Source organism: Streptomyces sp. CB00455, assembly GCF_001905445.1.
GTDB lineage: Bacteria > Actinomycetota > Actinomycetes > Streptomycetales > Streptomycetaceae > Streptomyces.
The window spans coordinates 545,497-559,618 of record NZ_LIVQ01000004.1 but is presented as its reverse complement, the minus strand read 5'-3'; the positions used below and the strand labels follow the sequence as shown (position 1 = coordinate 559,618).

Genomic DNA, 14,122 nt, shown 5'->3' with positions numbered 1-14,122 from the left:
CACGTGCACGCGGGGTGCCCCTCCCGTCACGCAGAGGCTTCTCCTCACGCCCGCAAGGCCGCTGACACCTCGTCGAGCGAGGCCAGCATCTGCTCGGCGGCCGGCCGCAGCACCGGGGACTGCGGCGGCGCCCCGTATGCCAGCGCCGCGCGGACCTCGTCCCATTGCGGCACCCGGCCCTCCCGCACCGCCGCGGCGCCCTCCTGCGTGGCGGCGCGCAGCGCCAGCGCCAGCTCGGCGGCGCCCGGGACCGGCCCGTGCGCGCGGTCCGGGATGTGCGCCTCCAGGAGCATGGCGCCGCGGCCCATCGCGGTCAGGGCGTCACCGGCGTCGGCCGCGGCCGTGCGGGACAGGCCCCGGCTGCGCACCGGCTCGCCGGCGGCCCGCGCCAGCGCCTCGTGCCAGGCGACCCGGGCCTCGCGCGAGGCCAGCAGGCTCTCGCGCACGTCCGCCCGCCGGGCCCCGGCCGGATCCGCGTACTGGCCGAGCACCGCGGCGGCGTACCGCCCGTTCGCGGCGAGCCAGTCGGCCAGGCGGGTGCGCAGCCGCGGGGTCTCCCAGGCCGGGTAGACGGCGTAGGCGATCATCGCGAGCACTCCGCCGACCAGGGTGAGGGCGACCCGGTCCGGCACGGTCTGGTCCCAGCGGGCCCCGCCCATGCCGAGGAGGAAGACGACGTACGCGGAGACGAACACCTGGGAGACCGCGTACCCGGTGCGCATCAGGGTGTACATCAGGCCCGCGCTGACCACGGCCAGGAAGCCGGACAGGTAGGTGCCCGGCTCCGCGAGCCGCACGGTCCCGGTGGCGACGGCGACACCGACGAGGGTGCCGCAGAAGCGGGCCACGGCGCGCGAGTAGGTCTGCGTGAAGTCGGGCCGCATGACCATCACGGAAGCCATCGGGGCCCAGTAGCCGTGCCCGAAGGGCAGGACGTGGCCGAGCAGGTAGCCCGCGCAGACCACGGCGCTCACGCGCACGGCGTGCCGCAGGACCGGGGAGCCGGCACGCAGTTCGGCGCGCACGGCCCGCCACGTCAGCGGCACCTGCCGGGGCAGGGTGGGCCGCAGCCTCGGCTCGCCGGGATCGTCCGCGCGCCCGGATCCGGGGTCCGCCGTCTCCAGTACGTCGTCCAGCAGGGCGGCGAGACGGCGCGCGGGCCGGCGGGCCGCGCCGGTGAGGAGGTCCTCGGTGTCGGGGGACTTCAGTACGGCAAGGGCCGGCGCGGGGACGCGTACCCGTGCGCCGTGCCGGATCGCCCGCGCTGCGGCGTCCAGGACCGACCCGGCGGCGGCGAGCAGTTCGCGCACCCGGTCCCGCGCCGGCCCCTCGGCGGGCGCCCCGACGGCCGGGTCGGCGAGCGAGGCCAGCGCCGGCCGGATCCGCTCCGCGAGCCCGCGCACCCCGTGCAGCTCGGCGGGCCGCCGACGGGCCTGGCGGCGGGAGACCGCGGCGGCGTCCCGGGCGTGCATCAGCGGCTGCGGGTCGAAGGGCGCGAGAGGGTCGTGGCGCAGACGGCGGGCGTAGTCGGCCTCGGCGGCGAGCGCGTCGGCGAGGGCGTCACGCCGGGCGCCCCAGCGGCGGACGGGGAGCAGCACGATGAGCAGCGCCTGCACGACCCCGCCGGCGGCGATCATCGCGGCGTGCCCGGCGGCCTGGGGCACGGAGGTGGGCAGGGTGACGGTGACCAGCACGATCGCGACGTTGCTGGAGGCGATGATCCCGGCCGTGGGGCCGGCCGCCCACATCAGGCCCGTCAGGAAGGTCCAGGCGGCGAGCAGGGCGAGGAAGAGCAGGGTGTGCGAGGAGCCGACGAGGTAGCCGACGAAGGTGGAGACGGCGAGGGTCAGACCCGAGGCCAGGGCGAGGACGGGCCGCGGACGCCAGCTCTTCTGGAAGGTCGCGATGGCGGCCGAGAAGGCGCCGAAGGCGGAACTGACCGCCGCAGCGGGCCCGAGGAAGGCGAGGCCGCCCCCGATCACGAGGGCGAGCCCGAATGCGGCCCGCAACGCGGCGAGCGGCTCGAGCCGGGTCCGCTCGATCGCCACGCCCGACCGGGCGGTGTGCTTCAGCGCCCGGAACCAGCTCATGGATGCGAGGTTAAACGAAGAAGCGCGAACGAATGGGGACAAAGGGGCCACCACGGGCGCGGGCCGAGGGCGACGACACGCCACGCCGGCGGACGAGGCCAGGCAGCCAGCGGACAGCGAACGCCGGTCCGGCCCCGGCCCCCGCTGCGGGGAGCAGACGCCGGTCCGGCCCCAGCCGCGGGCCGCAGGGCCGCAGGGCCCGGGCGGCAGCCGACAGGCCGCAGGCCGCAGGCCGCAAGCCCACAGGGCCGCAGGCCACAGGGCCACAGGGCCACAGGGCCCGCGTCTACGGCGGCGGCAACGGGGTGCGGCTACGGCAGTGGGCGGGCGGCTACGCCAGTGGGCGGGGGTTACGGCAGCCGGGGGCGGCGGCCGCCCATGTGGGCGGCGTCGGCGGCCGCCGTGCCGTCCTCCCAGCCCGCGTGGTCCGTCGCCCCGCGCAGCCGCGTCGTCGTGGTCCGCGGGAACATCTCCTCCGCCCTGGAGGTCACCGCCACGTCGCGTGCCACCAGAGCCGGCAGGTTGTCCGGAGCCTCGCTCGCCGTGTGCGCCGCGGTCTCCGCGAGCCGCTGCCCCAGCCGGCTGGCGTACGCGAGCAGGAACGACTGCCGGAATGTCTTCGTCCGCTTGCGCCCGCCCGAGCGCTGCGCGGCCTCCGCGCGCGTCATCGCCGCCGTGCCCTGCACGAGCAGCGAGGTGTACAGCAGCTCCACCGCCTCCAGATCGCTCTCGAAGCCGACCACCGTCGAGAATCCAAGGCCGCTGTTCCACACCGCCCGGCAGCGGTTGGCGCCGGCCACCGCGTCGAGCAGCACCGCCTTGGCCTCCTCGTACGGCGCCTCGACGCCGATCCGGCACGCCCCGGGCACCTGCGCGGGAGCGCCACCGCGTGCGACCAGCAGCGCCTCGTCCACGGTGTGCCGGGCCATCAGCTCCTGGGCCTTGGCGCTGAGCGCCTCCGCCTCCTCGGGGAAGGTGGTGGCCTCGGCCTTCGCCAGCAGCGCCCGGATGCGGCCGAGCATCCGGGGCTCGATGTGCGCGTGCTCCAGCGGATCGGCGGGATCCCCGGGCAGCGGACCCACCGGCTCGATCGAGGGCAGCCGGATCAGCAGCCGCAGCACCTCCAGGAAGGCGGTGGCCAGCGTGAACCGGTCCGCCCGTTCGCGCTGCGCGAGCCGGTCGGCGTAGGCCGTGTCCTCACCCCACCACGCCGCGGCCTCGGTCCACCGCTCCGGGAGGCGGGCGTAGCGGCGCGCCTCGGCGGCGACCAGGTCACCGGTGATCCGCACGTGCCGCTCGTCGAGGTCGCGGCGGACCAGCCGGAGCACATCGGCCGGCCGCCACCCCCGCTCCCAGCCCTGCCGTACGTACGCCTCCCCGCGCGCCAGCAACTCCTGCCCGACCCCCGCCCACCGGGCCGGTTCGGCCGCGAGCAGCGACGCCCCGGTGTCCAGCCCGGTGTCGTCCTGGGCATACAGGGCAGCGGCGAACGCTCGGTCGACGGTCTCGGCAAGGTCTCTCACGCCTCCCAGCTTGGCAGGACCCCCCGGGCCCGGCCGACCCGGTACGCCCTCCCCGCCCGAGGCACGGCCCCGGCCTCCACGGGGTCCGCGGCGGAGCCCGGCAACGACCCGGCGGACCCGAGGCACGGCCCCGGCCTCCACGGGGTCCGCGGCGGAACCCGGCAACGACCCGGCGCCGGGAACCCGCCCGGCCCCGCCGACGCGCCGGACCCCCGCTGTCAGCCCCTGGTGGGACACTCGCACCCGTGAGCGAACCCCCCACCCGCTGGGCCCTCGCGGAGGACGGCGACGGCTGGTGGCACGCCGCACCCGTGGCCCCGGCCGCCCGTACCACTGCGGCCGATCCGGCCGAGCCGGCCGATCGCGCCCATCCCGCCACCCCCACCGGCCCCGCCACCCCCCGGCTGCGCGTGCGCGACCCCGCCGAGGCGGTCCGCGCCGCCCCGCCCGGCACCCGCTGGGTCTGGCGGTCCACCGCCGCCGTGTACCCCCGCCTGCTCGCCGCCGGCGCCCGCGTCGAGCGGTGTCACGACATCGAGGACTGTGAACTGCTCCTGCTCGGCCACGAGGGACGGTCCGGCGAGCCCCGCTCGGCCGCCGCCGCCTGGGCCCGCCTCACCGGCGGCCCCGTACCGCCCGACCCCGCGCCGCGGGCCGCCGAGCGCGGTGCGCAGGATTCCCTCTTCGAGCCCCGGCCCTCACCCGTCCCCCTCGACGCCCTGCTCGCGGTCCACGCCGACCAGGCCGCCCGGCTCGGTGCCACCGCCCACCCCGACCGGATGCGGCTGCTCACCGCCGCCGAATCCGCGGCCTTCCTCGTCGCGGCCGAGATGAACCGCGCGGGCCTGCCCTGGCGGGCCGACGTCCACCGCGCCCTGCTGACCGAGCTGCTCGGCGAGCGCTACGCGGGCGGCGGGGAGCCCCGGCGGCTGGCCGAGCTCGCCGACCGGATCTCCGCCGCGTTCGGCCGGCGGGTCCGCCCCGACCTGCCCGCCGATGTGATCAGGGCCTTCGCCGAGGCCGGCATCAAGCTCAAGTCCACCCGCCGCTGGGAGATCCAGGGGCTGGACCACCCCGCCGTCGAGCCGCTCCTCGCGTACAAGAAGCTGTACCGGATCTACACCGCCCACGGCTGGGCCTGGCTCGCGGACTGGGTCCACGAAGGCCGCTTCCGCCCGGAGTTCCTCCCCGCCGGCACCCTCACCGGCCGCTGGGTCACCAACGGCGGGGGCGCCCTGCAGATCCCCAAGGTGATCCGCCGAGCCGTCGTCGCCGACCCGGGATGGCGGCTCGTCGTCGCCGACGCCGACCAGATGGAGCCCCGCGTACTCGCCGCGATCTCCCGCGACCCCGCCTTCATGGAGGTGGCCGGCCGGCCCGAGGACCTCTACACCGCCGTCTCCCGGCAGGGCTTCTCCGGCGACCGGGACAAGGCCAAACTCGCCGTACTGGGCGCCGTTTACGGGCAGACGTCCGGCGACGGCCTGAAGAACCTGGCCGCCCTGCGCCGCCGCTTCCCCCGGGCCGTGGCCTACGTGGACGAAGCCGCCCGGGCCGGCGAGGAGGGCCGGCTCGTGCGGACCTGGCTCGGCCGCACCTGCCCGCCGCCGGCCGTTTCCGGCGACCCGGACGAGGGGGGCGGCGGCGAGGCCGGTGTCCCGCAGGACCGGGACGACGCCTGGACCCCCGGCTACGCCTCGACCGACACCCGGGCCCGCGGCCGCTTCACCCGCAACTTCGTCGTGCAGGGCAGCGCCGCCGACTGGGCCCTGCTGCTGCTCGCCGCGCTGCGGCAGGCCCTCGTCGGGATGCGGGCCGAGCTGGTCTTCTTCCAGCACGACGAGGTGGTGGTGCACTGCCCGGCCGAGGAGGCCGCGGCCGTCGCCGAGGCGATCGGCGCCGCCGGCGAGCGGGCCGGGCGCATCGCCTTCGGCGACACCCCCGTCCGCTTCCCGTTCACGACGGCGGTCGTGGAGTGCTACGCCGACGCGAAGTGACCGCGGGCGGTGACCGGCCGGGGCGTGCTCAGTCCAGCGAGCGGAAGTAGAGGTGGAACCCCTCGCGGACGAAGCCCTCCGCCTCGTACAGCCCCTGCGCGACGGTGTTGTCGTAGGCGGTCTCCAGCTGCACCCCCGCCACCCCGGCCTCGCGGGCCCGGCGCAGCACCTCCCGCAGCAGCGCGCGGCCGGCGCCGGTGCGGCGGCCGGCGGGGTCCACGAAGAGGTCCCCCAGGATCCATGCGGGCCGCAGGGCGAGGGACGAGAAGGTGCGGTAGACCTGCGCGAAGCCGACGGTCCCGGCTCCGGGGACCTCGGCGAGCAGGACGAGGGACTCGTCGTTGGCGATCCGCTCCGCCAGGAAGGCGCGCGGGCGGTCCGGGTCCCCTACCGTCACCTCGTAGAAGTCCAGGTAGCCGCGGAACAGGGCCGCCGCCGCGTCGAGGTCCGCTTCCCCCGCGGTCCGCACCGCGACCGCGGATTCACCCCGCGGGCTCCCGCTGCCGTCGTGTGCCGCCCGACCGTTCATGTGCGTCTCCCTGGTCCACTCATCGCGTCGGCACTCATTGTGCGCAGGGGCCCATGGGCGCGCGGAGGCCGGGAGGCCGGTCGACCGCCGGGAAGGCGGGGCGGGCGGGGCGGACGGGACGGATAGGACGGTAGGACGGACGGGGCGGAGGGGGCGGGCAGGGCGGACGGGCGGGCGGGCGGGCGGGCGGGCGAAGCGGCTCAGTGCTGTCCCGGTACCGGCTGGGCGGGCAGCCGGAAGAGGTGGTCCGGAGTGACGATGCGGGTGATCGCCTCACCGAAGAGCGAGCTGGGCTCGGAGCCCTCGAAGGAGATGTCCGTGTTGAGCAGCACCACCAGCGTCGCCCGGGACTGCGGCAGGTACACGGTCAGCGACTCGTAGCCGGGCAGCGAACCGTTGTGCCCGATCCAGCCGTCCACGTCGAAGATGCCGAGGCCGTAGCCCGTGTCGGGCAGGTTGCCCGCCGGGCTCACCTTCAGACGCTCGGCCTGCGTGGCCGGCGTCAGCAGGGTGCCGGTGGCCAGCGTCTTCGCCCAGGACCGCAAGTCGGCGAGGTCGGAGATCATCGCGCCGGCCGCCCAGCCCCAGGAGGGGTTCCAGTCGGTGGCGTCCTCGGTCTTCCCGGAGGCCGTCTGGTTCGTGTAGCCGTGGGCGTGGGGGGCGGGGAACTCCGCGCCCGTGGGGAAGAGCGTGTGCCGCAGTCCCGCCGGTCCGACGACCCGGTCGTTGATGGAGGACGCGAGCGGCTTGCCCGTCACCTTCTCCACCACCAGCCCCAGCAGTACCAGGTTGGTGTTGCAGTACTCGAACTCGGCGCCCGGCGCGAACTGCACGGGGTGCCGGAAGGAGTAGTCGAGCAGCTCCCGCGGGGTGAAGGGCCGCCGGGGATCACTCGTCAGGGCCTTGAAAAAGCCTTCGTCCTCCGAGTAGTTGAAGAGCCCGCTGCGCATTCCGGCCAGCTCGCGCAGGGTGATCCGGTCGCCGTTGGGAACCCCGTCGACGTACTTCCCGATCGGATCGTCCAGCCCCACCCTGCCCCCGTCCACGAGCTGGAGGACGGCCGTCACGGTGAACGTCTTGGTCTCGCTGCCGATCCGCATGTTCAGACCGGTCCGCATCGGCGCCCCCGTCGCCTTGTCCGCGACCCCGAACGCCCTGACGTACTCGCCCTTGCCCGGCGCCGACAGCGCCACCATCACCCCGGGCACCTCGGCCCGGTCCATGACCTTCCGGACGGCCCCGTCCAACTGCGCGGCCACGGCGGGCGTGAGCTCGGGGAACGGCTCCGACTCGGGAGCCGTACCGGAAACCCCCGGCGAGGGATCGGGAGCGCCCGCGTCCCAGGCGTACACCGCCCCCGCCCCTACCGGCACGGCCATCAGCGCCGCCGCCACCACCGCGACCGCCGTCCTGCTCACCCGTGACGTCATGACCGATCTCCTGCCACCCGACGCCGGCGCCCCGACCCACCGTCTCTCCACGCTAGACCCGGCACGCCGCCCGGGCGACCGCCGGCCCCGCCCCGGCCGCCACACCGGCCCACTCCACACGGCGCCCGCTGACCCGTCCCGAAAAACAGCAAAACCCCCAGGTCACGGCGAGTGAGTCCTGGGGGTTCTACAGAGCCGCCTTCGGGATTCGAACCCGAGACCTACGCATTACGAGGCCCCACAAGATCATCCCAGCTGGTTCCGGGCAGTGCCGCGGAATCCTGTTTCCCCAGGTCAGCAAGGTACGGCCCGGCCCCCGCGTGCCACCCAATCCACCCTGTGCCACCCCGTCCGCTCACGCACCGCTCACGAAAGCCGTTCCTCGGCGACGCCGTGATCGAGGAGGGCGGGCTAGCCGGTATTGGATCAGATCCGGCCGAAGTCGGCTGGCTGCTGGCTGCTGGCTCACCGTACGCAGCCACTCGCATGAAGGGCACCATTCTCAACGTCGTCGACATGAACAATGGCATCCGGAATATCCATAAAGCGCATGAGGGCCCTGACGGAGACTTTGTAGCTCCGTCCCGCCCTCGCCACAGGGAAAGGAAACTGCCCGGCCCTGATGAGTCGATGTGCGGCAGATTCGGCAATTCCCATAACCCCTGCCGCTTCTCGGAGCCCAATGAACGAGGGGTAGAGATCCGAGGCATAATAGTAGCTGCTCTGGCCGGAAATCTGAGATTGGGTCGGCCGAGAGACCTTCATCGCTTGACTGACCGACCCCGAACGGCGGCCGGCACGAATTTGATCGTGAAAACCCCGCACTACGTCGAAGTAGCCCAGCATATGAAGTAGCGACCCGAATCGTTCACCCCTGATCTGTTCTGCGACGCCCGCGTCACGGATGCTATTGACATCAATAATCGACAATGCCCGCAGCGTAGAGTCCTGAGCATTCGATTCAGGCCGGAAGATCTCGACGTCGTCGGCCGAGCACTCCGAAGATGCGGCCCTCCCACGACGAAAGGCGACATCGAAAGCCGCCTTGACCATGCGATCCCTGACGTGACGCGGCGGAACACTCATGGCAGTGTCTGCCCATACCTCCAACGCCGTTGCCGTCATTGCTGACCGGATTTCTTCACACTCGATGCGGAAGTCACGGGCGATACTCGCGGAAAGCGGACGAAAGCAGGGAGTGATGCAATCGAGGATGACCAGCCGCCAGGTTTGGTCGCCATCCAGGTCACACAGCCTCCCCATGGTGATCATGGATTCCCATAGACGGGAAGTCGGAGCGGACCGACCCGACCGGATCGCCGAAGCGCGAAATCGCGGATAAGTCGGATGGCGCTTAATTTCACATTCTTCAACATTTCCCACATGGACACAGACCGGCTCTTCTCTGAAAAGATCCCGAACAGCCCATTCAATGCGATCGAAGACATCCGGCATGATTCAGACCCCAATCTCCTCCGACCATCCACAACCGAGTGTGGCGAACCCAGAAAGACGTAAAGGCTCGCCCCCTGGCCAGACCACCCGATCGTGTAAAGAATGTTTGCACTCGGCTTTCACTGCGGACTCAGGAGAGCCATCTCGACTCAGCTGTCACCAGGTTCGCAATTCAGGAGCGGTCCGCCGACTCCCCTGGCTCCGCGCATCCCGCGGGCCCCGCCCTTGAATGCAGATCGACAGCAGAAGCAAAGAACCTCAGGCCAGATGTCTGACCTGAGGCTTCTACAGAGCCGCCTTCGGGATTCGAACCCGAGATCCAAACATCACGAGGCTCCACAAGATCATCCCGACCCGTGCCAGACCACGCCGCCAAGCCCGCTACCCCAGCTCAGGAAGGTACGGCCCGGACCCCGCGTGCCCCCCAATCCACCCTGTGGCACCCTGTTCGCTCACTCAGACCGTGGATCCGATCCACACAAATGGGGTACTCCACACCAGCATCGTCGGGTACGCAGGCACCGACAGGCGCGAGGAAAACAACACCCTTCGGGATGGGCTCCGGTGTCATCCTGTACTGGTGGACGTATCCCTGCCCGACCAACTGGGCGCAGTCGACCAAGAGTCCTGTTCCGCAGCGCCAGCGGTGATCCGAAAGTTGGATCTCTCCCCACCTCCTGCACTCATCACGGGGCAGCAGGACGTGGCCTTTGTTCCGGTAACCCGCGCGCAATGGAAGTCAGTGTTGAGGGACGCCGACCTACCTCGGCTTCAGCGGGAGACCGACGAGACGGTCGCGGAGATTCTGCGACTGCGGACCGCCTCCGGCCGGATCGTGGGGAAGGAGCTTCCGGAGCTGTTGCGGCGCCTCTGCGCGTCGGTGGTCACCGTGGGCACTGTCGCGGAAGAGGTCTCCCGGTTCAGTCCGTCCCGCACCAGCGCGGCAGAGCGACGGTTAGCGACTGACCTGGCGAATGCGAATCGGGACGAGGTGCGAACGCTGTTCGCCTGCCTGGAACAGGGATGGTCGGAGTTCGCTTGGTCTGAGGTACGGAGGCATGCTCTCGCGGCCCAAGCAACTGGACGGACTCTGGAGGCTGCCGCCAAGGTTGATCACGCCAGCCTTCCCGACGAGGACGTCTATCAGCGAACGCTCGGGATGCCGGCCGAGCAACTGCGTCCCGGATCGGGTGTGGCGTCACGGGCCCGCTTGCTGGCCGCTTGGGCGCAGGCTCCGAGTGCGCTCGATCGTCGGCTGCGACGGAGCATGAGGCATCTGGTCGATGACTCGCTACCGCTGACGGTGAAACTGCTCCATCACCTTGCCGCCCTCGCGCTGTCCGATCGCCCCTTGGTGGCGCATCGCGCCGCATTCTTGGCGCGTGATCTGGTGACGTCCCATCTGAAGGCCGAACCGGAACTGACGTGTTCGGTGATTGCACGACACGTCGATCGTGAGCCGGAGATGCTGTCCTCCCATCGCGGGCAGGTCGCCTACCGCGACGCCTACAACCGCGAGGAACACCAAGAGGAAAAGGCGCGTGCGGCCATGGACCTGCACAGGGCCGTGCTGGAAGGTGACGTCAAGCGCACGGCCGCCGTGGTCATGGAACTGCTGGGCAGGGCGGTTCCGCACGGCGCTGCGCTCTCGACCGTACGGGACCGGCTGACAGCTGAAGACGGTGAACCGCTGTGCAAGTTCCTGGCTTCGACGATCCGCACTGAGTGGCGAAACGCGAACGCACACGAAGACTTCCGCTGGGACCCTGTCAACAGCACGCTCCTCCTAGGCGGACAACCCACGGACCTGGATCAGGTAATGGACGCAGCGAACCGAGCTCGTGCCATCTGCCACGGGTTTGAGCACGGAGTTGCCTTGGCTTACGCGCAGAACGCAGCGCTGATCACCTGGGGCGTGGAAGACCCGAACTACGTCAGCCGAGATCTCTCGGTACTTCAGGCAGCTGGAGAAGCCAGATACCCGGTGCTGGACATCCGACGCCACGGCAGCCTCGTACGGTTGGACGTGCCTGACATCTCCGTTGAGACTCTGAGCGCGGCGTGCCGGGCGCTTCTCAGGGCCGCCTTGGCGGACCCCAGCGTCGAGCGCTGGGAACTACGTCAGACTTCTCTTGGCCGGGCACCTCTGTGCGTGGACCGTAGGGGAACACATGCCGGACTCCAGGTCGCGGCACCCCTCTGGGAGCTTGCCGACCCCATCCCTTTCGCCGTTCTCCCTCTACTAGCGAATGCCATGACCAATGCCGGAGAACCCGCCGAGACGGCATCTTCAACGGTTCTCTGCTTGGCCGCTGCCCACGTGGTCGGAGAACGAGACCGCTTGTCGCCTGCCCTTGCACAAGGCGATTCAGCCGCCAAGGACGAGTTGATCAGCACAACGAAGCTGATCAGCGACGGCGCCACGGCGGCAGCTCAGCTGCTTGAGGGCCCAGCCCGACGCAAGTTGCTTGCCTTCGCAGAAGTCCTTGCTGGCCACTGCCACCGGCTGCGGAGCGCTCGCGCCTTCGAGCTCGTCCACGAGTTCGTGCCGGCGGATCGGGTCCTACTGAGGCATGCGCCAGCTCGCCTGCCGTGGGTCACAGCACTCGACGAGTCTGGCGGTTGAGATCCCCGACACAGCGCAGATCATGCTTCAGAAGCCAGTACGTGCGGTGGGCCAGCGGCCGCGGTGGTTACGGCGCCTATGAAACGAGGCGCAGCACTGTGATCGAACGTGTCTTCTGGTGCGGGGTCTCGTTGAGGCAGGTAGCGATCGTGGATGTGTCGCCCTGAAACAAGACAGTCACGGGGAGAGTCCTAGGGGGGCTCCTTTAACATGGGGTGTCTCATGAGGAGATCACTACTTTAAGCGACCACTTTCGCACGGCGAGTGGGCGGTGGCGTTCGCTCGGCAGGTCACCCGCGTGGTAGTCGAGGGTTTACGGCGGCGCGGACCAACCGGAAGCCTTGCCTCCGCAGCGTCATGCGTGATCTCCTGGAGCTCGTTCAGGTCGGCAAGTACGGAGGATTGGGTCGTGGCAAAGGAGAAGGGGGCGAAAAATACGTATGGCGTGCCCCTGGAGCGGAGCGACTACCTCAAGCTGGACAAGCACAAATACCACTGTGAGCCAGAAAAATTCGGGGAATGGGTCCGGTCTGGTTACGGGAAAGGCAAGCGCCTCGCCGTTGACCTTTTCTCGGGCGCCGGCGGTCTGAGTCTCGGCCTTGAACGAGCCGGATGGACCACCGCCGCGGCCGTGGACTTCGACGAGCGGGCACGCGAGACTCATGCGGTGAACTTCCCCGGAATGAGCCTTTGTGTCGACCTCGGGGACGACGGACAGCGAGGCGCGTTCGTCCAGCGAATTCTTGACTCCGGAGCCGAGATCGACATCGTGGCGGGAGGCCCTCCCTGTCAGCCCTTCAGTCGTGCCGGGCGTAGCAAGATTCGGCACTTGGTCGACAACCACAACCGCGACCCGCACGATATCCGCAAGGAACTGTGGCGCGCCTATGTCGACGTGGTGGAGCAGCTCCTTCCTCGTACTGTCCTCATGGAGAACGTCCCCGACATGGGACTCGGCGACGATTTCAGCGTGATCCGCATCATCGAGGCAAAGCTGGAGAGCCTTGGGTACGCGACCCAGGTTCGTCTCGTCGATGCGTGGAACTATCGCGTTCCGCAGCACAGGAAGCGTCTGATCCTGCTTGCGCGGAGAGATGGTGGCAGCTTCACGTGGGATAAGCCAAAGAAGCAGACCACCCTTCGGGATGCCATTAGCGACCTTCCTGCGATCAATCCGAAGCCTTTGGACCCGGTGGGCTCCCGAATTCTTGATTACGACGAGAATCAGGAGCCGAAACCTTCTCCCTTCGCCAAGGAGATGCGCAAGAAGGCGGATAAAAATGTAATCCATGACCACATGACGCGACGGGTTCGCGCTGACGACTTCAAGATTTTCACCATCATGGATTCCAAGACCCTCTACTCCGAGCTGGAGGAGAAGCTGGGAGACGACGAGAAGGAATTCCAGAGGTACGACGCGGAGCAGTTCACGGACAAGTACAAGAAGCTCGACTGGAACGAGTTGAGCCGTACAATCACTGCGCACATCGCCAAGGATGGTTACTGGTACATCCATCCTGAAGAGCCGCGAACGCTGACCGTACGTGAAGCCGCGAGGATCCAGACCTTCCCGGACCGCTTTCGGTTCGCAGGCACACGGAGCGACGCCTTCCGGCAGATTGGCAACGCGGTTCCCCCGCTGTTGGGTGAAGCTGCAGCCCGGGTTCTCCTGCCGCAAGATGCACCCGTCGGACACGAGGCCACGGACAAGTGGCCGAAGGTACGTGAGGAGCTGACTCGCTGGGCCAAGGAGCAGCGCGCTGGTAAGCAGTGGTACCAGTTCCCCAACGGCCGGAAGATGAAGCCGCTCGGCGCTCTCGTCATGGCGGTGCTCTCGGGAGGCAAGCTGCATCCGAGTCAGCTCGCCAACGTGATGAACGGTGTTGCTGGACACAAGGAACTGACACGGGACGTTTACCTTGCCCTCGTGAACGCGGCACCGACAGCAGCAGCCCGCCAGCGTTTGGAAGACCGACTCGGTCCGGTTGTCGACAAGCCCGAGGTCTGGGTAGACGCGGATTCGATCCTTGATCACAGCAAGATGATGGGGCTCAAGCCAGCTGAGCTCGCGTTGTTCAGACTGCTGGCCGGCGACGACATCATGCTGGTCAACCAGGGTGCATTGCGGGTGGCTGCGAGGTTGCAGCAGAACCAATCACACCTGACCAACCGACTGACCGAGGGGCGGCTTAACCTCATAAAGCTTCTCGGCGCTGGCCGTGATGCACCGGTGCGCATGGCCGCCATCAGGTTCGTCGGCGAGAACCTGTGCCGGGACAAGCAGCCCGTCTGTGGAAGCTGCCCGCTGAGTGACTACTGCCCAACCCGTCCACAGGAGGACGAGGGAGCCGCAGCCACCTTCGATGCTGTGCTATCCGCAGACTGACAGGTCCTTCCCCGGCAGAACAGGGACGCTGAGGCGTGTGGCGTCGGCGATGGGCGGGTGGCTCGCTCGGCGTCAGCCTTGACTTC

At 69.8% G+C, this 14,122-nt stretch carries 8 protein-coding genes; 3 read left to right on the top strand and 5 right to left on the bottom strand.

What is annotated here, in order from left to right:
* Nucleotides 1–44: 44 nt before the first annotated feature.
* Both AMK16_RS19840 and AMK16_RS19835 read right to left on the bottom strand, forming a co-directional pair.
* Nucleotides 45–2,090 (bottom strand): FUSC family protein, encoded by a 2,046-nt coding sequence (locus AMK16_RS19840; protein WP_073917521.1) that lies wholly within the window; start codon nt 2,088–2,090, stop codon nt 45–47.
* 350 nt (nt 2,091–2,440) lie between these two features.
* Nucleotides 2,441–3,613, bottom strand: a complete 1,173-nt coding sequence (locus AMK16_RS19835; RefSeq protein WP_073917519.1) for a DUF2786 domain-containing protein — start codon at nt 3,611–3,613, stop codon at nt 2,441–2,443.
* A gap of 311 nt (nt 3,614–3,924) precedes the next feature.
* Here AMK16_RS19835 and AMK16_RS19830 point away from each other — a divergent pair, with 311 nt between their 5' ends.
* A complete protein-coding gene (locus AMK16_RS19830; protein WP_073917824.1) occupies nt 3,925–5,610 on the top strand; it encodes a bifunctional 3'-5' exonuclease/DNA polymerase in 1,686 nt (561 codons plus the stop codon).
* Between the two features lie 28 nt (nt 5,611–5,638).
* Here the strand turns inward: AMK16_RS19830 and AMK16_RS19825 are convergent, their stop codons facing one another.
* The 3 genes from AMK16_RS19825 to AMK16_RS35830 form a co-directional block, all read right to left on the bottom strand.
* On the bottom strand, nt 5,639–6,139 hold the full coding sequence (locus tag AMK16_RS19825) for a GNAT family N-acetyltransferase (protein WP_073917517.1): 501 nt from the start codon (nt 6,137–6,139) through the stop codon (nt 5,639–5,641).
* A gap of 200 nt (nt 6,140–6,339) precedes the next feature.
* On the bottom strand, nt 6,340–7,569 hold the full coding sequence (locus AMK16_RS19820; RefSeq protein WP_073917515.1) for a serine hydrolase domain-containing protein: 1,230 nt from the start codon (nt 7,567–7,569) through the stop codon (nt 6,340–6,342).
* A gap of 465 nt (nt 7,570–8,034) precedes the next feature.
* Nucleotides 8,035–9,024 (bottom strand): helix-turn-helix transcriptional regulator, encoded by a 990-nt coding sequence (locus tag AMK16_RS35830; RefSeq protein ID WP_143196837.1) that lies wholly within the window; start codon nt 9,022–9,024, stop codon nt 8,035–8,037.
* Nucleotides 9,025–9,604: 580 nt separating this feature from the next.
* Between AMK16_RS35830 and AMK16_RS19810 the strand changes: the two genes are divergently transcribed.
* Both AMK16_RS19810 and AMK16_RS19805 read left to right on the top strand, forming a co-directional pair.
* Nucleotides 9,605–11,650 carry a hypothetical protein gene (locus AMK16_RS19810; RefSeq protein WP_143196836.1) on the top strand — a complete coding sequence of 682 codons (2,046 nt, stop codon included), beginning with the start codon at nt 9,605–9,607 and terminating at the stop codon, nt 11,648–11,650.
* 409 nt (nt 11,651–12,059) lie between these two features.
* Nucleotides 12,060–14,036: a DNA cytosine methyltransferase gene (locus tag AMK16_RS19805; protein WP_242438804.1), complete on the top strand. Its 1,977-nt coding sequence runs from the start codon at nt 12,060–12,062 to the stop codon at nt 14,034–14,036.
* Nucleotides 14,037–14,122: the final 86 nt, after the last annotated feature.

Excerpts from the sequence above, each read along its gene's own strand:
- AMK16_RS35830 (WP_143196837.1), bottom strand. The coding sequence starts at position 9,024 with ATGCCGGATGTCTTCGATCGCATTGAATGGGCTGTTCGGGATCTTTTC.
- AMK16_RS19820 (WP_073917515.1), bottom strand. The coding sequence starts at position 7,569 with ATGACGTCACGGGTGAGCAGGACGGCGGTCGCGGTGGTGGCGGCGGCG.
- AMK16_RS19825 (WP_073917517.1), bottom strand. The coding sequence starts at position 6,139 with ATGAACGGTCGGGCGGCACACGACGGCAGCGGGAGCCCGCGGGGTGAA.
- AMK16_RS19840 (WP_073917521.1), bottom strand. The coding sequence starts at position 2,090 with ATGAGCTGGTTCCGGGCGCTGAAGCACACCGCCCGGTCGGGCGTGGCG.